General features: G+C 62.4%; 15 protein-coding genes and 1 pseudogene. 9 read left to right on the top strand and 7 right to left on the bottom strand.

Annotated features, from left to right (window positions below):
- The 3 genes from EOB80_RS23200 to EOB80_RS23190 form a co-directional block, all read right to left on the bottom strand.
- A partial coding sequence (locus EOB80_RS23200) for a SpoVR family protein (RefSeq protein WP_245466423.1) occupies positions 1-1224 on the bottom strand: 1224 nt, incomplete at its 3' end.
- Positions 1225-1233: 9 nt separating this feature from the next.
- Positions 1234-2544 (bottom strand): YeaH/YhbH family protein, encoded by a 1311-nt coding sequence (locus EOB80_RS23195; protein WP_127329981.1) that lies wholly within the window; start codon positions 2542-2544, stop codon positions 1234-1236.
- A gap of 17 nt (positions 2545-2561) precedes the next feature.
- Positions 2562-4511, bottom strand: coding sequence for a PrkA family serine protein kinase (locus tag EOB80_RS23190; RefSeq protein WP_127329979.1), 1950 nt, complete (start codon positions 4509-4511; stop codon positions 2562-2564).
- A 241-nt stretch (positions 4512-4752) separates the two neighbouring features.
- On the opposite strand from EOB80_RS23190, the gene EOB80_RS23185 reads away from it, so the two are divergent.
- Together EOB80_RS23185 and EOB80_RS23180 are read left to right on the top strand one after the other, a co-directional pair.
- Positions 4753-5559, top strand: coding sequence for an alpha/beta hydrolase (locus tag EOB80_RS23185; RefSeq protein ID WP_127329977.1), 807 nt, complete (start codon positions 4753-4755; stop codon positions 5557-5559).
- 97 nt (positions 5560-5656) lie between these two features.
- Positions 5657-7211: pseudogene (locus EOB80_RS23180) on the top strand (acetolactate synthase large subunit).
- A 30-nt stretch (positions 7212-7241) separates the two neighbouring features.
- Here the strand turns inward: EOB80_RS23180 and EOB80_RS23175 are convergent.
- Positions 7242-7544, bottom strand: coding sequence for a BolA family transcriptional regulator (locus EOB80_RS23175; RefSeq protein ID WP_013529365.1), 303 nt, complete (start codon positions 7542-7544; stop codon positions 7242-7244).
- Positions 7545-7725: 181 nt separating this feature from the next.
- On the opposite strand from EOB80_RS23175, the gene EOB80_RS23170 reads away from it, so the two are divergent.
- The 4 genes from EOB80_RS23170 to EOB80_RS23150 all read left to right on the top strand — a co-directional run bounded on the left by EOB80_RS23170 (position 7726) and on the right by EOB80_RS23150 (position 12866).
- Positions 7726-8355: a J domain-containing protein gene (locus EOB80_RS23170; protein WP_013529366.1), complete on the top strand. Its 630-nt coding sequence runs from the start codon at positions 7726-7728 to the stop codon at positions 8353-8355.
- 123 nt (positions 8356-8478) lie between these two features.
- Entirely contained in the window at positions 8479-9465 is a 987-nt protein-coding gene (gene cobS / locus EOB80_RS23165; RefSeq protein WP_023811073.1) for a cobaltochelatase subunit CobS, read from the top strand.
- 471 nt (positions 9466-9936) lie between these two features.
- The gene (cobT, locus tag EOB80_RS23155; protein WP_181172684.1) at positions 9937-11841 is read left to right on the top strand and encodes a cobaltochelatase subunit CobT; all 1905 of its coding nucleotides are present in this window, start codon (positions 9937-9939) and stop codon (positions 11839-11841) included.
- On the top strand, positions 11838-12866 hold the full coding sequence (locus EOB80_RS23150) for an esterase-like activity of phytase family protein (protein ID WP_127329973.1): 1029 nt from the start codon (positions 11838-11840) through the stop codon (positions 12864-12866). Before cobT ends, EOB80_RS23150 begins: the two co-directional genes overlap by 4 nt.
- 10 nt (positions 12867-12876) lie before the next feature.
- Here EOB80_RS23150 and EOB80_RS23145 read toward each other — a convergent pair whose 3' ends face one another.
- The 3 genes from EOB80_RS23145 to rpmB form a co-directional block, all read right to left on the bottom strand.
- Entirely contained in the window at positions 12877-13548 is a 672-nt protein-coding gene (locus EOB80_RS23145; RefSeq protein ID WP_127329971.1) for a hypothetical protein, read from the bottom strand.
- Positions 13549-13607: 59 nt separating this feature from the next.
- Entirely contained in the window at positions 13608-14288 is a 681-nt protein-coding gene (locus tag EOB80_RS23140) for a queuosine precursor transporter (RefSeq protein WP_127266961.1), read from the bottom strand.
- A gap of 186 nt (positions 14289-14474) precedes the next feature.
- Positions 14475-14771, bottom strand: coding sequence for a 50S ribosomal protein L28 (gene rpmB, locus EOB80_RS23135; protein ID WP_013529373.1), 297 nt, complete (start codon positions 14769-14771; stop codon positions 14475-14477).
- Positions 14772-15027: 256 nt separating this feature from the next.
- Here rpmB and EOB80_RS23130 point away from each other — a divergent pair, with 256 nt between their 5' ends.
- The 3 genes from EOB80_RS23130 to EOB80_RS23120 are packed head-to-tail and all read left to right on the top strand — an operon-like array spanning position 15028 to position 17469.
- On the top strand, positions 15028-15816 hold the full coding sequence (locus EOB80_RS23130; protein WP_127266960.1) for a DUF3108 domain-containing protein: 789 nt from the start codon (positions 15028-15030) through the stop codon (positions 15814-15816).
- Positions 15817-15850: 34 nt separating this feature from the next.
- Positions 15851-16786, top strand: coding sequence for an EamA family transporter (locus EOB80_RS23125; RefSeq protein WP_127329969.1), 936 nt, complete (start codon positions 15851-15853; stop codon positions 16784-16786).
- On the top strand, positions 16783-17469 hold the full coding sequence (locus EOB80_RS23120; RefSeq protein WP_127329967.1) for a lysoplasmalogenase: 687 nt from the start codon (positions 16783-16785) through the stop codon (positions 17467-17469). The genes EOB80_RS23125 and EOB80_RS23120 overlap by 4 nt, the downstream gene beginning before the upstream one ends.

The following is a 17469-nucleotide window of genomic DNA, read 5'->3' as shown; positions in this document are numbered from 1 at the left end:
AGCGTCGCCAAGCACAAAAAACCGCCATTTCCGGATCAAGGCCGGACTGAGGTACTGGCGGATGAAGGATTCGTCGCGATGCTCGGCCCAGGCGTCAAGCAGGACCTCGCGCCAGTTGCCCTGGCCAGCGATGTCGGGGAACCAATCGCGGTCCTCGGCCGTGGGTTTGGTCGAAATGCGCTGAATGTCCTGCATCATGTCGAGGCCGAGAGCATAGGGGTTGATGCCTGAAAAACGCGGATCGTCGAAGGCCGGCTGAAAGACCACGTTGGAATGATTGCGCAGGATTTCGAGCATGGCGCCTTCGCTGATCTGGCCGCGGTCGAACAGCATGTTCATCAGCGTATAGTGCACGAACGTGGCGCAGCCCTCATTCATCACCTGTGTTTGCCGTTGCGGGTAAAAATATTGCGCGATGACACGAACGATCCTGATGATCTCACGCTGCCAGGGCTCCAGGACCGGGCTGTTCTTTTCCAGGAAATAGAGCAGGTTTTCCTCGGGCAGATTGAGCGATTTCTTCCGCTCCGGGTCCTGGCCCTTGTCGTTGGCCGCTTGCTGCGAAGGCGGCAGCGTACGCCACAAGTCGTTGTAGGAGCGCTCCTCGTATTCGAGACGCTCGCGAATTCCTTCGCGCTGCCGTTCCGACGACAGCCTCGGCGGCCGGTGATAGCGAAACACGCCCTGATCCATCAGCGCGTGGGCGGAATCGAGCACAGCCTCGACGGCGGCGAGGCCGTGCCGCTCCTCGCAACGGACTATGTAGCCCTTGGCGAAGTCCAGGTAGCCGAGGATCGCACCTGCATCCGTCCATTGTTTGAACAATTGATTGTTCTTGAAGAAATGATTGTGCCCGAGCGCTGCATGGGCCGTCACCAAGGCCTGCAGGGCCATGGTGTTTTCCTCCATCAGATAGACGATGCAGGGATTGGAATTGATGACCAGTTCATAGGCAAGCCCTCGCCCGCCCTTGCGATAGAGCAGATCCTGGTGGAGGAAATGTTTGCCGAAAGACCAGTGACGGTACATCAATGGCATGCCGATGGACGAATAGGCGTCGAGCATCTGTTGCGAGGAGATGATCTCCATCTGAACGGGATAGGTGTCCAGATGAAGCTCTTCGACCGCAAGTGCCTCGATCGCGTCATAGGCCCGCGACAATGTTTTGAAATCCCAGTCGGACCCTGAAAAAAGCAGGCTGGATTTGCTGGCTTGTCTGACCATCGGGAACCCTCATGCCCGCTTGAGGGAGACCGGCTGCCTGCCGAAAAGCTGGCGAAAGACCGGGTAGATATCGGCGGGCGTAGCGATGCGGCTCATCTGGAAGTTCGGCCATTTCTGGTCGATGGCGTTATAGGCACGCCACAGCGATGTCCCGTTTTCGGTCGAGCCGAAAATATGGGCTTCACGCTCGTCGATGATCTCGACATAGGCAAAATACTGGCACAGCCGCATGAGCTCGCCGTTGAGCAGCGAAATGCATCGCTCTGAATCGCCGGCGAAATTGTCGCCGTCCGAGGCCTGGGCGGCATAGATATTCCAGTCGTGGGCCGGGTAGCGGCTGGCGATGATACGGTGCATTTCCTCCAGCGCGGTGGAAACGACAGTGCCGCCGCTTTGGGTGTTGTAGAAAAATGTTTCCTCGTCGACCTCCTGAGCCAGGTGCGTGTGGCGGATGAAGACAATCTCGATGCGGTCGTAGCGTCGTTTCAAGAACAGGTGCAGCAGCACGAAGAAGCGCTTGGCCAGATCCTTCTCGCGCTCGCCCATGGACCCGGACACGTCCATCAGACAGAACATGACGGCATTGGCGTTCGGCACCGGCCGGGAATCGAAGCGGTTGAAGCGGATGTCGACCGGATCGACATAGGCAATCCGTCGGCGGCGTCGTTCCAGCCGGTCAAGCTCTTCGCGCAATGCCGCGATACGCCGGCGCGCGTCGGCGCTGGATGGCGCCTCCTCGAGCGAGGCGATTTCCTCGAGGATCGCATCCAGTTCGACCTGCTTGGGGCGCCTCAGCGCAATGCGGCGGCCGTGGCTGTTGCGCATCGTGCGGCCGACATTGATGTTGGTCGGCGAACCGGTGGCGGCGAAGCCCGCCCTGCGCGGCTTGAAGGCAAGGATCTCCTTGAGGTTGAGCTTGACCATGTCGGGGAGTTCGAGATCCTCGAAGAAAAGATCGAGCACTTCCTCGCGCGACAGTACGAAACGAAAGTCGTCCTCGGATGCCTTGTTTCCCGGGGACGACGCTCCCCCGCCGCCTCCGCCGGGCTTGGGGATCAGGTCTCCAGCGGAGAAATGCCTGTTGCCCGGCAAGATGTGCTGGCGCCTGCCGCTGTCGCGGGCGTTGTTGAAGCTCGGCTCGCTTGTGCCTCTTTCGGGCATGCGCACGGCGTGCTCGGAATCCGCGTCGGCGATCCTGCCGGTGCGGATCTGGTCGCGTATGCTCCGTTTCAATTCCTCGCGCGCGCGTCGCAGGAAGCGCTGGCGATTGCCGAGGCTCTTGTCTTTCGGGTTCAGGCGGCGGTCGATGAAGATCGGCATGGAACCATCCGGGTTCTCTAACCCGCCCTGTTCACCCGCATGTACCAGTCCACAAGGCGACGAACCTGCCGCTCGGTGTAGCCGCGCTCGACCATCCGCTGCACGAATTCATGGTGCCGCTTTTCCGTGACGCTGTCCTGTTTGGAGCCGAAACTGATCACCGGCAGGAGGTCCTCGACCTGGCCGAACATGCGTTTCTCGATGACTTCCCGCAGCTTTTCGTAACTTGTCCACGCCGGGTTGCGGCCATGGTTTCTTGCACGGGCGCGCAGCGTGAATTTCACCACCTCATTGCGGAAGTCCTTGGGATTGGCGATGCCGGCCGGTTTTTCGACCTGTGAAAGCTCGTTGTCCAAAACCTCGCGGTTGAGGATCTGGCCGGTGTCAGGATCCTTGTAGTCCTGGTCTTCGATCCAGGCGTCGGCATAGGCGATGTAGCGGTCGAAAAGATTCTGGCCGTACTCGCTGTACGATTCCAGATAGGCCTTCTGGATCTCATGGCCGATGAATTCGGCATACCGCGCGGCCAGCTCGGACTTGATGAACTCCAGATAGGCGGCTTCCGTCTCCTTCGGAAACTGTTCGCGCTTGATCGCCTCCTCCAGGATGTACATGAGGTGCACGGGGTCGGCGGCCACCTCTTCGGTGTCGTAGTTGAAGGTCTGCGACAGGATCTTGAAGGCAAAGCGCGTGCTGACGCCTGCCATGCCCTCATCGACGCCGGCGGCGTCCCGATATTCCTGAACCGACTTTGCCTTGGGGTCGACTTCCTTGAGGTTCTCGCCATCATAGGCGCGCATCTTGGTGTAGAGCGGCGAATTGTCGTGCTCGGCCAAGCGTGTCGAGACGGTAAACCGGCTGAGGATGTCCAGCACCTCTGGAGCGCAAGGACTGGCGGCCAATTCGCTCTCCCGCAGCAGTTTCTCGTAGATCTGCCGCTCTTCGGTTATCCGAAGGCAATACGGCACCTTGACCACGAGGATGCGATCGAGAAAAGCCTCATTGTTCTTGTTGTTCTTGAACTGCAGCCATTCCGACTCATTGGAATGGGCCACGATGATTCCCTGGTAGGGAAAGGCGCCGAAATTTTCGGTGCCGTTGTAGCTGCCTTCCTGGGTGGCGGTCAGCAGCGGATGCAGGACCTTGATAGGCGCCTTGAACATTTCGACGAATTCAAGCAGGCCCTGGGTAGTCCGGTTCAGTCCGCCGCTATAGGAATAGGCGTCCGGATCGGATTGGCTGAAGTTTTCCAATTGCCGGATGTCCACCTTGCCGACCAGGGCCGAAACGTCCTGATTGTTCTCGTCGCCGGGCTCGGTCTTGGCGATGCCGATCTGGCGCAGTCGCGACGGCATCAGCTTGACGACGCTGAACTTGGAAATGTCGCCGGAAAGTTCGTCGAGGCGCTTGGCCGCCCATGGCGAAATGAGCCCATTCAACCGGCGTCGGGCAATGCCGTATTTTTCCTCCAGCAGGTCGCCCATGCGATCAGGATGGAAAAGACCAAGCGGCGATTCGAAAACCGGGCTGACCTGATTACCGACCTTCAGCGTGTAGATCGGGCGCTGTTCCATCAATTTCTTCAGACGCTCGGCAAGGGAGGATTTGCCACCGCCCACGGGGCCGAGCAAATAGAGGATTTGCTTGCGCTCCTCGAGCCCCTGGGACGCATAGCGAAAATAGCCGGCGATGCGCTCGATCGTGTCCTCCATGCCATAGAAATCGGCAAAGGAAGGGTACACTTTCAGGGTCCGGTTGGAGAAAATGCGGCCGAGCCGCTCATCCTTGCTGGTGTCGACCAGGTTCGGCTCGCCGATCGCCTCGACCATCCGTTCAGGCGCCGAGGCATACATCGACTTGTCCTCGCGGCAGGCAAGGAGATATTGCTGGATGCTGATCTCTTCCTGCGCCGCGTTGGTGTAAATTTCCGAAAACAGATCGAAGACGTCAGACTGGTTCTCTCGCATGATGCTTTTGCCCTCGGAGCCGCTGTGGCTTCCATTCGGCTCACCTCGCATTCAACTGTCGGGGGGTACCGTTTGTTCCCTTCATGTGAAGAGGTGGCTACGATCATGAGGATTTGAGGCCACTCCGAGATCAAGGCGCTCGGTGCGGAGCGGCATTCAGCGCGGGTAGCGGGTGTGTTGCGAATCCCTGACTGGACGGCTGGGGCCGCCGCGTGCAGTCTTGCCTCGCCAGGAGACAATGATGATCGATCGACGAAGCCTGATCATGGCCTCGGTGGCGGCGATGCTGCCGTTGGAAGCATCGGCCGCGTCGGAAACACGCCGACCCACGCCAAAGACCTTCGACTACGGGCCGGCCAAGCTCGACATCTATGCGCCCGATGGGGCAATCGGCCTGCCGGTCGTATTTTTCGTTCATGGCGGCACCTGGCAGTTTGGCAAACGCAGTCAGGTCAACGCCAAACCGGCCTTCCTGCTCGCCAACGGCTTCTGCTTCGTCTCCATCGACTACCGCATGTTGCCGCAGGCCGATGTCGCCACCCAGGCCGGTGACGTCGAAAAGGCCTACGCCTTCATCAGGGCCAACATCGCCCGGCATGGCGGCGATCCCAACCGCATTGTCGGCATGGGCCATTCGGCCGGCTGCCATTTGATTGCGCTGACCGGCATGCGCGGCGGATTGCCCGGCATAGCTGCGCTCATTCTCGACGATACCAGGGCCTATGATCTTGCAGCACTTGCCAGGAAGGGCGGCATGGTGCGGGCCTATGCCCGCGTCTTTTCCGATCCCGCGCAATGGGCGGCACTGTCGCCGGCCAGCCATGTCGACGGCCGCAGGCACCCGCCGACGTTCATTGCCTATTCGCGCGCTCCTGGCCGCGGCGAGGACTCCAAGGCCTTTGCCGAGCGCCTGCGCGCGACGGGCACCCAGGTCACGCTGTTCGACGGCAGCGCCTACACGCATATGTCGATCAATCGCGATTTCGGCGAGGACGGCGATGCGCTGACCGCGGCCGCGCTGGCATTCCTGAAATCGACGGTTGGCTGATCCTTGCACTGGATCAGAGCAAAAGTGGCGGCGGGATATTGCTGTGCGGGCGCGCGCGGGTGCAAGTGCTCTTCGATCGTGAGCGGGAGGGAATTGGATGAACGGCGCCGATGTCCTGTGTGACGTGCTTCTGGCCAATGATGTGACGGTCTGCTTTGCCAATCCCGGCACCTCCGAAATGCATTTCGTTGCAGCACTTGACCGCAAGCCGAAAATGCGTTGCGTGCTCGGGCTGTTCGAGGGCGTGGTGACGGGTGCCGCCGATGGCTATGCGCGGATGACCGATCGGCCGGCCGCGACGCTGTTGCATACCGGTCCCCGGCCTGGCCAACGGGCTCGCCAACATGCACAATGCCCGGCGTGCCTTCAGCCCGATGATCAACATCGTCGGCGACCACGCCTCTTACCATCTGCCGCTCGATGCCCCGCTCACCAGCGATATCGAGAGCCTTGCGGCGCCGATGTCCAACTGGGTCGGCCGCGTCAAGGGCCCGGCCGATATCGTGCCGGCAGCTGAAGCAGCCTTTCGCGCCTCGCTGACACCGCCCGGCGTCGCGACGATGATCCTGCCGGCGGATGCTGCCTGGGGCGCAGTCGACGCGGTTTCGGTCGGCAAGGTGAAGCTGGTGCCAGCGCCGGCCGTCGATATGGACGCCGTGCGCAAGGTCGCCGCGGCGATCCGTGCCGCTCCGGGCCGGGCAGGCATGATCGTTCGCGGAAAGGCCGCACGCGCCGATGCGCTCGCCATCGCCGGGCAGATTTCGACGGGCAGCGATGTCCGCCTGTTCGGCGAGGTTCTGATCGCACGGATGCAACGCGGGCGCGGGCGTGTCGTGCCGACCCGCATTCCCTATCCGGTCGACGCGGCGATGGCTGTGCTCAGGGATGTCGATGTTCTGATCCTGGTCGGCGCGAAGGAGCCGGTTGCCTTCTTCGCCTATCCGGGAAAACCGGGACGGCTCGTTCGGGAAGGCTGCGAGGTGCTGACACTGGCCGCCCATGGCGACGATCTGCATGCGGCGCTTGAGGCGCTTCGCGACGAACTTGGCATCAAGTCGTCACAACAACGGGTGCTCGCGGCCGCTTTTCCCGACGAGGCAACGCCGAACGGCAAGCTGACGGAAGATGCCATCGCGCTGTCGGTGGCGCGCAGACTGCCGGCCGATGCGATCGTTTGCGATGAAGCGGTCACCTCGGCCAGGCGTTTCTTCGCGCTGTCGGCCTTTGCAGCGCCGCACGACTACATGATGGGCACGGGCGGATCGATCGGCGGCGGCATCCCGATGGCGACCGGGGCGGCAATCGCCTGTCCGGACCGCAAGGTGATCAACCTCGAAGCCGACGGCAGCGGCATGTACACGGTACAGGGATTGTGGACGCAGGCGCGGGAAAAGCTCGACGTGGTGACGATCGTGTTTTCCAATCGAACCTATGCAATCCTGCATGGCGAGATGAAGAATGTCGGCGTGGGCGCGATCGGCGAGAACGCCAGGCGCATGCTCGACCTCGACCATCCCTCGCTCGACTGGGTGTCGCTGGCCAAAGGCATGGGCGTGGAGGCGGCTCGCGCCGATACATGCGAGCGCTTCGAGGCGCTGCTGGACAGCGCGCTGTCACGGCGCGGGCCGTTCCTCATCGAAGCGGTGCTCTGAGCGCGGCGAAAAACGATCGGCGGAACCGAGCTACCAGCGGGTCTTTTCGCCGGGAGCCGCCGGTTCGATCGCCAGCGCGTGCACGCCGGCCTTCAATTCGTCGGCAAGCAGTTCATTGACGGCGCGGTGACGGTCGATGCGGCTCATGCCGGCAAAGGCGGAAGCGACGACGCGGACGCGAAAATGCGTCTCGCCGGTGCCGTCATAAGTGCCGTGATGGTCGGAGCCGTGATGGTGGTGGCCGGCATGGAGATGGCTCTCGTTGATGATAACCAGCCTGTCCGGCGAAAATGCCTTATTGAGCTTGTCTTCCATGGTCGCCTGTATGGACATCGCCATCTCCCTTCACCACATATCGCTGGCGTCTCGGCCTGGAAACCGAAAATCGGTTTCGCAAGGGGCCGCCGCCGAGCAACAAAATCCGCCATTCGCCTGCTTTATGCCGCGATTCAGCGGTTAGGGCGATGATCGCGAAAATGTCAATTCTTGTTTCGCATCTGCGAACGCCCCATAAATGGGTAAGATGAAGCCGTACCCCAAATATTTCGAGAAGATTCGCGTCCGCCCCGACAAGGACGCGGAGCTGAAGTCGCACTCGCCGATCTGCCAGTGGGACGGCTGCAAGGAAGCGGGCACCCATCGTGCGCCGGTCGGGCGCATGAAGGAAGGCGAGTATTTCCACTTCTGCTTCGATCATGTGCGCGAGTACAACAAGGGCTTCAACTACTTTTCCGGCGTGCCGGACACCGAGGTCGCGCGCTTCCAGAAGGAAGCCATGACCGGGCACCGGCCGACCTGGAAGATGGGCGCCAACGGGGCTTCGACGCGATCGTCGCCCGATATGGCCCAGATGCGTTCCGGCCGGGCCGGCTACTATAACCGCATGCGCGACCCGTTCGACCTGTTCAAGGGACCGAAGGATCCGCGCGAGGCGCGCGAGCGCAAGGCCAAGCCGCTTGAGGCCAAGGCGCTGGAAACGCTTGGTCTTGATACAAAGGCGACTGGCAAGGAGATCAAGGCGCGCTATAAGGAACTGGTGAAACTGCACCATCCGGATGCGAATGGTGGCGACAGAGGTTCGGAAGACCGGTTCCGCGATGTGCTGCAGGCCTATCGCGTGCTCAAACAGGCGGGCCTGTGCTGAGCGGCCATACGGTTCGTGTCGTTTTCCAACTTTCATAAGGTTGGAAAAGGCTCTAAGACCGCCCCCGGACAAAATCGATTGCCGGCGAAATCAGACGTTTCGCCCGTGGAGACGTTGAGAGATATGAACAAGGTCGATCGTGACATCGCCAACCTGCCCGACACGACGGTGTCGGTGAAGGAGAAATTCGGCTTCGAGTCCAAGATGGTGGTGCCGGCCTATTCGGTGACATCGGAGCATGTGCCGGACATCGATCCGGACTATCTGTTCGACAAGAACACGACGATGGCGATCCTTGCGGGCTTTGCCTACAACCGCCGCGTCATGGTGTCGGGCTATCACGGCACCGGCAAGTCGACCCATATCGAACAGGTCGCCGCTCGCCTCAACTGGCCTTGCGTGCGCGTCAACCTCGACAGCCATGTCAGCCGTATCGATCTCGTCGGCAAGGACGCGATCGTCGTCAAGGACGGTTTGCAGATCACCGAATTCCGCGACGGCATCCTGCCCTGGGCCTACCAGCACAATGTCGCGCTGTGCTTCGACGAGTACGATGCCGGGCGCCCGGATGTGATGTTCGTCATCCAGCGCGTGCTGGAATCGTCGGGCCGGCTGACGCTGCTCGACCAGAGCCGGGTCATCCGCCCGCATCCGGCCTTCCGGCTGTTCTCGACCGCCAACACGGTCGGCCTCGGCGACACCACCGGCCTCTATCACGGCACCCAGCAGATCAACCAGGCGCAGATGGACCGCTGGTCGATCGTCACCACGCTGAACTATTTGCCGCACGACAACGAAGTCGCCATCGTGCTGGCCAAGGCCAAGCACTATCGCGACAGCAAGGGCAAGGACATCGTCAACAAGATGGTGCGCGTCGCCGACATGACGCGTTCGGCCTTCATCAACGGCGATCTGTCGACCGTGATGAGCCCGCGCACCGTGATCACCTGGGCCGAGAATGCCGAGATATTCGGCAATATCGGCATGGCGTTCCGGCTGACCTTCCTCAACAAGTGCGACGAACTGGAGCGCTCGGTGGTGGCCGAGTTCTATCAGCGCGCCTTCGGCGAGGATCTGCCCGAGAGCGCCGCCAACGTGGTGCTGGGGTAAGACCGCTCCATGGGAACGACCCACCGGACGTTCCTATGGAGTCTTGTATTCCTCTGCTTTGGTCTCAGTCAGGCAGCCATGGCCCAGAACCAACCACTCAAACCTGGGCAGACTTGGACGTATCACGGCGCGACACCAGTATCCTCGCGTGTGATCATAGGCGCTGTCGATAATCTGGAAGGCGAAAGTCAGCCGATCCTATCGATCTCAGTCTCTGACGCGCCGATACCTAATGACGGAAAGCAGCTGCAAACAATCCCTCACCTCCCTGTAGCGGCTGACGTACTGAGAGAAAGTCTGGTTGAACTTGAGGGTGTTCGTCCAATTCCCGACGGGTTTGACCACGGATACAGTCAGTGGAGACAGGCATATGACAGTGGGAAAGGCGGCTATTTTACGATCTCGGTCGAAGAGATTATCGGCCTCCTGCGCACTCAGCTTGGCCAGCGGCCAGCGGTACAATAGAGATAGATGATGGCGGGTCCGGGCGACAACACGCGCAACAAGTCGAAGACGGGCTCTGAAGCCGACAGCTTCAAGCGTGCCGTTACCGTCTGCATGCGCGCCATTGCCGGCGACAAGGAACTGGAGGTCGGTTTCGCCAAGGACCGGCCGGCGCTCGCCGGCAGCCGCGCGCGCTTGCCGGAGCTGCCCAAGAAGGCATCGAAAACCGATATTGCGATCACCCGCGGCCTCGGCGATTCCATGGCGCTGAAGCGCGCGTGCCACGATGTGCGCATCCACACCAAGCTGGCGCCGGAAGGCAAGGCGGCCCGCGCCATCTATGACGCGGTCGAGCAGGCCCGCGTCGAGGCGATAGGCTCACGCGCCATGCAGGGCGTCGCCGACAATATCGGCTCGATGCTGGAGGACAAATACGCCAAGGCCAACCTCGTCGACATCAAGGACAAGGCCGACGCGCCGATCGAGGAAGCTCTTGCCCTGATGGTGCGCGAGAAGCTGACCGGCCGTCCGATCCCGAAAAGCGGCGAGCGGCTGGTCGAACTCTGGCGCCCCTGGGTCGAGGAGAAGGCCAAGGCCGACCTCGACGGATTGTCGGCCAAGCTCGGCGACCAGCAGGCGTTCGCCCGGGTCGTGCGCGAGATGCTCGCCTCCATGGAAATGGCCGAGGAACTCGGCGACGACCAGGAGACGGAAGATTCCGAGGACAATGACGACAACCAGCCGCAAGGCGAGGAGCAGAGCGAGGAGGGTGGCGAAGAGGATTCCGGCTCCGAGCAGTCGCAGTCCGAGGATGCCGAAGCTTCGGCCGATGACGAGCAGTCGGCCGAGACGGAAGCCTCCGATGCCACCGCCGACGATCTGTCCGACGATGACGACGCCGATGCCGAAACACCCGGCGAGGCGCGCCGTAACGACAATCCCTTCACCAATCTGCCGAAGGAAATCGACTACAAGGTCTTCACCACCGCTTTCGACGAGACGGTCGGCGCCGAGGAGCTGTGCGAAGAGGAAGAACTCGACCGGCTGCGCGCCTTCCTCGACAAGCAACTGGCCAATCTGTCCGGCGTCGTTGGGCGGCTGGCCAACCGGCTACAGCGCCGGCTGATGGCGCAGCAGAACCGCTCCTGGGATTTCGACCTGGAAGAAGGTTACCTCGACCCGGCAAGGCTGGTGCGGGTCGTCATCGACCCGATGCAGCCGCTGTCGTTCAAGCAGGAGCGCGACACCAAATTTCGCGACACGGTGGTGACGCTGGTGCTCGACAATTCCGGCTCGATGCGCGGCCGGCCGATCACGGTCGCGGCAACCTGCGCCGACATCTTGGCGCGCACGCTGGAGCGTTGCGGCGTCTCGGTCGAGATTCTTGGTTTCACCACACGGGCCTGGAAGGGCGGGCAGGCGCGCGAGAAATGGCTGAAGGATGGCAAGCCGCCGAATCCTGGCCGGCTCAACGATCTGCGCCACATCATCTACAAGTCCGCCGACCATCCGTGGCGGCGGGCGCGGCGCAATCTCGGCCTGATGATGCGCGAAGGCCTGCTCAAGGAAAATATCGACGGCGAGGCGCTGCTGTGGGCGCACAACCGGCTGATCGCCCGGCCCGAGCAGCGCAAGATCCTGATGATGATCTCGGACGGCGCGCCGGTCGACGATTCAACGCTGTCGGTCAATCCGGGCAATTATCTCGAGCGCCATCTGCGCGCCGTCATCGAGCTGATCGAGACGCGTTCGCCGGTGGAACTGCTGGCCATCGGCATCGGCCACGACGTCACGCGCTACTACCGCCGCGCTGTCACCATCGTCGATGCCGAGGAGCTGGCCGGCGCCATGACCGAGCAGCTGGCTTCGCTGTTCGCCGAGGAAAGCGCGAAGGATACGCGACGCGGCGGTGGTATGCGGCGCGCCGGATGATTTCCAGGCGCGGCGGGTTTCGGCAGACGCTTTTCGCCGCCATCGTCCTGCTTTCCGGCGTGGCTTCGGCAGCAGCCGGTTCGGCTGACTCTGGTTCTGTCGAACCGGTCGAAATCTCGGCCCGCCCGATCACCCAATTTCAAGTTGGCCGTGCCGACAAGCAGTTCGGCCCTTTCGAATTCGTCGGCGGGCTGGAGATGACCTCGCCGACACGCGATTTCGGCGCGCTATCGGCCTTCCGCTTCCTGAAAGCCGGCGGTGATTTCATCGGCGTTGCCGACACCGGCTTCTGGTTCTTCGGCACGGTGGTCCGCGACGCGGAAAAGCGACCCTCCGGCATCCAGAATTTCCGCATGCAGCAGATGGTCGACCAGACCGGCCGGCCGATCGACAGGAAATGGGAGGTCGATGCGGAAGGTCTCGCGGTCAAGGACGGCATCGCCACCGTCGGCTTCGAGCGCAGCCACCGCGTCGCCCAGTTCAAGATCGACCCCAACGACATGAAGGCGCCGATCAAGCCGCTGGATTTCGTCGTTCCGGCCCGCGAGCTGCGCCAGAATCGCGGCTTCGAGACCGTCACCCACGCCAATGCCAACGGCCAGCATGAGGGTGGCCTGGTCGTGGTCTCCGAGAAGAGCCTGGACAAGGCCGGCAACATCTATGCCGCCATCATCGAAGGGCCGCACAAGGGCGTCTTCACCGTCAAGCGCAATGGCGATTTCGACATCACCGACGGCGCCTTCCTGCCCGATGGTGATCTGTTGCTTCTGGAGCGCAGTTTCTCGATGGCCAGCGGCGTCAAGATGCGGCTGCGGCGCATCTACGGCGAAAGCGTCGAGAAGGGCGCGGTCGCCGACGGGCCGGTGCTGCTGGAGGCCGACATGGACTACCAGATCGACAATATGGAAGGGCTCGACGTCTGGACCCGCGACGACGGCGCGCTGATGGTGTCGCTGATCTCGGACGACAACCACTCGATCCTGCAGCGCAACCTCTATCTGGAATTCATCCTCCACCAGGATTGACCCGCCGGCTTTACGTCCTGGTGGCGATCCAGATGACATGGCGGGCGCCGCGCTTGCCGTTGGCGCGCGTACTGACCTCTTCGACCGCGAAGCCTGCCTGCTTCAGCCGCCGCGTGAAGCCGCTGTCGGGGCCTTGCGACCACACCGCCAGCACGCCGCCGGGTTTCAGGGCGCTGCGTGCGGCTGCGAGGCCTTGCACGCTGTAAAGTGCGTCGTTGGATTTGTGGACGATGCCTTCCGGGCCGTTGTCGACATCGAGCAGGATGGCGTCCCAGGCCGCGGGCCGCGACCGGATCAACTGCCCGACATCGGTTTCCTGGATGGTGACGCGAGGATCGTCGAGACAGCCGTCAAAGATTTCGGCCATCGGGCCACGTGCCCAGGCGAGGACGGCGGGCACCAGTTCGGCGACGACAATTCCGGCATCATTGGCCAATTCTGTGAGTGCGGCGCGCAAGGTAAAACCCATGCCAAGCCCACCGATCAGGATTGTGGGCCGGCTATGGCCGGCAATCCGCTCACAGGACAGTTTTGCCAGCGCTTCCTCGGAACCGCTGAGGCGGCTGTTCATGAGCTCGTTGGTGCCCAGCATGATCGAGAATTCGGTGCCGCGCCGCTTGAGGCGAAGTTCTTGTCCGCCGTCCGGGGTCTTTGCCGAATCGAGCTGAACCCACGGGATCATGATCTTTGTCCGACCATGATCTTTTCCGAAAATCGGGTCCCACTTTTCGGGATCATGGTTTAAGCCGCAACCGCGGGCTGGCTCCAGCGGGCCGCGAGCAGACGGTAGGGGATCAACGCCACCACGGCGATGATCAGCTTCACGCTGAGGTCGCCCAGCGCCCAGGAGATCCAACGCATCGCGTCGACATGGAAGACGCCCATCAAGGGTGCGTTTTCCAACGCAAAGCCGTCGTTGGGACCAGCGAAGGCAAAGGCGGCCGAGAACGCGACGGTGAAGAACACGGCTGTGTCGAACACCGACCCGACCAGCGTGCCGACGATCGGCGCGCGCCACCAGCTCTGGCGGCGCAGCCGGTTGAAGACAGTCACATCGAGCAATTGCGCGGCAAGGAACGCCGCTCCGGACGCGGCCGCGATCCGCACCAGCCGGTCGGCGGCGGTCTCGAATTCGATCAGGCCGTGACGGAACAGGAAGGGCGGGACAAGGATCGAGCAGATCACCGCCGTCATGAAGCCGACAAAGACGATCCGGCGCGCCACGGTGGGACCGTAGCGGCGGTTGGCGAGGTCGGTGACCAGAAACGAGAAGGGATAGGTGAAGGCCCCCCAGGTCAGAAGGTCGGCCAGCGAGAGGCCGCCGATCTGACCCTGCATCGGGAACTGCACGAGAATGTTCGATGCCACGACGACAAGCGTCATGGCGGCCACGAAGGGCAAGTATCGCGAGAAGAAAGTCATTTTTTTATCCTGGGTAATGGAACCAGCGGAACGTATTCCTAAATCGGATTACGCTAGCTTCGGAATTTGAGCATCGGATTGCCGAAACCTTGCGGCTTCGATCCGATGCCTAGGCCAACAAAAGGTTGGCCAGAGGCCAACAACAAGAGGTTGGCCAGGGCGGTCGTCCCCCGCCTTTGAACTGTTTTAAGCGGCAGCCTGTTCGGCGGTCTTCTTGGCGATCTGCTTCTTCAGCAAACGGGCGCGCTGCGACAATTCCTTGACGTCGGCCTTGGCCAGGAAGGCGTCGAGGCCGCCGCGATGTTCGACCGAACGCAGCGCGTTGGCCGAAATGCGAAGACGCACGTTCTGGTTCAGCGCTTCCGAAATCAGCGTCACATTGACGAGGTTCGGCAGGAAGCGACGCTTGGTCTTGTTGTTGGCGTGGCTCACATTGTTGCCGGACATGACTGCCTTGGCAGTGAGTTCGCAGGTGCGGGACATGGTTCTAACCTTCAGTTCTCGGGTCTGCCAAACACTCAGGCCCACGCCGGGTGGCGCGCGGTTCTGGTCAGGCGGCCTTATGGAAAAAGTTGGCGTTCCATAGTTGCATTTCGCCGAGGCGTCAAGCTCCAGCTTGCCTGCGGACACGCCCGGCATTTCATATTAAGGCCGGAATTCATCCTATAAGCGGTTCCATAGGGACATGCCAGACCGGAGTTGCCCGCCTCCGGCCGAAAATCAAGGACCCGATCCCGCCATGCTTCGTTCGCCACATGCCCTTGTTGCCATGCTTGCGATAGCTTTGCCGTCCGCCGCGTCTGCTGCCTCGCCGCAGTCGTTCAAGGGCGAGTACACAGTGTCGTTCCTCGGCCTTTCGATAGCGAAATCAACGTTTTCCAGCCGCTATGAGAACGGCGCCTACGCGATCCAAGGCAGTGTCACCGCAGCCGGCCTCGCCAAGCTGTTCGACGATACGCGCGGCACGATCTCATCCAAAGGCACGATTGCGGGCAAGAAGATGGTGCCGCAGGCATTCCGCGCCGATTACACCTCCGGCAAGAAGGCATCGGTTGTCGATATCCGCTTTGCCAATGGCAGAGTCACCTCGACGAAGGTCGTGCCGGCGCCGGGCAAACGCGACCCCAAGAACTGGGTACCGCTCGGTGCCGGCGACCTGACATCGGTGCTCGATCCCATGGCCGCCACCGTCATTCATGCCGACAGTCTCGACCAGGTCTGCGGCCGCACGGTGAAGTTCTATGACGGCGAGATGCGTGCCGACCTGACGTTGACCTACGCGTCGAAAGGCACGATCTCGGTCCCGGGCTACAAGGGCGACACCGTCACCTGCCAGATGGGCTTCGAGCCGGTGGCGGGTTATCGCAAGGGCCGCAAGGCGCTCAACTATCTCAAGAACAAAAGCCGCATGATGGTGACGTTTGCACCGCTCGGCCAAACCGGCGTATATGCGCCGATCCGTGCCACGGTGGGCACGCAGATCGGCACCTTGACCATCAGCGCCGGGCGTTTCGAAGCCGTACAATAGCCAGGCGCGGAATTGGCGCGCCACTGGAGACAGAATGGGGCGCGCAACACTGATCGGCTTTTCGGCGGTCGCCATGTGGGCGTTGCTCGCACTGCTCACCGATGCGTCGGGCCAGGTGCCGCCGTTCCTCTTGTCGGCGATCACCTTCTCGATCGGCACCGGGGTCGGGCTCATCGCGCGGCTGTTCATGCCGGCACCCGACAAGAGCCAGAAGATACCGCCGCAGGTGTGGCTGATCGGCATTGCCGGCCTGTTCGGCTACCACTTCTTCTATTTCACCGCGCTGCGCAATGCGCCGGCGGTGGAGGCGAGCCTGATCGCCTATCTGTGGCCGCTGCTGATCGTGCTCGGCTCGGCGCTGATGCCGGGCGAAAAACTGGCGTGGAACCATGTCGTCGGCGCGCTGCTCGGCCTTGCCGGCACCGTGCTGATCGTCACCAAGGGTGGCGGGCTGGCCTTCGACGCCCGCTATTCCTTCGGCTATGCCATGGCTGCCGTCTGCGCCGTCCTGTGGTCGTCCTATTCGTTGTTGTCGCGGCGCTTCCCGTCGGTGCCGACCAGCATCGTCACCTGGTTCTGTGCTGCCACCGCGGTGCTGTCGCTCGCCTGCCACCTGGCGCTAGAACAGACCGTTCCGCCCGTCGGCGCCGGCCAGTGGCTGGCGGTGCTTGGTCTTGGCCTGATGCCGGTGGGCGCTGCCTTCTATGCCTGGGACATCGGCGTCAAGCGCGGCAACATCCAGGTATTGGGTGCCGCAAGCTACGCCGCACCGCTGTTGTCGACGCTGGTGCTGATCGCGGCCGGCGTCGCCGAGCCGTCGCTGCGCATCCTCGCCGCCTGCGTGCTCATCACCGGCGGCGCGGCGCTCGCCGCAAAATCCCTGTTCCTGCGCAAGCCTGCCGCGACCGAGAGCCGAGCCGGGTCATCCGAAGGCGGAGCCCGGGGCATCCAAAGGCGGAGCCGGGCATGACGATGCCGTTTGCGGGCGGTATCGACGCCAATGCCAATGCGACACTGATTTTTTCGCTGGCGGCGGCGATGATCTATGCGTTCACGCTAGGCATGCCGCCGACGCTCGCCCGCTCGGCGGCAAAGACGCTTGCCGTGGCGATGCTTGCCGTTCTGGCCGGGCTGCAGGGCGGCCCGCTGCTGCTGGTCGCCGCGCTCGCCCTCAGCGCCGCTGGCGACGCATTCCTGTCGCGCGACGGCGAAAAGGCCTTTCTCGGCGGGCTGGCCAGTTTTCTCGTCGCCCACATCGTCTATGTCGCGCTGTTCCTGCGCAGCGGTGGCGGATTGGGAGTGCTTGGCGCCGAGCCGTGGCGCGGAGCGATCGCGCTCGCCATGGCGGTGTTCGTGGTCATCATGCTGGCGGCGCTGTGGCGTCGCGTCGGTCCCGGCCTGCGTATCCCGATCACCGTCTATATCGCCGCCATCCTGGCAATGGGCATCTCGGCGCTGACAACAAGCAATATGTGGGTGATCGGTGGCGCCGTGCTGTTCATGGTATCGGACGGGCTGCTCGCCACCGAGAAATTCCTTGTCGCCGCCATCTCGCCCCACCGCGCCTGGATGCGCCTCGCCGTCTGGGCGCTGTACTACGCCGCCCAGCTCGCGACGACACTTGGGTTCCTGCTAAATTTGGGTTCTTATTGA

Source organism: Mesorhizobium sp. M7A.F.Ca.MR.245.00.0.0, assembly GCF_003997415.1.
GTDB lineage: Bacteria > Pseudomonadota > Alphaproteobacteria > Rhizobiales > Rhizobiaceae > Mesorhizobium.
The sequence above is the reverse complement of the archived record's forward strand: the minus strand, read 5'-3'. Positions and strand labels throughout refer to the sequence as shown.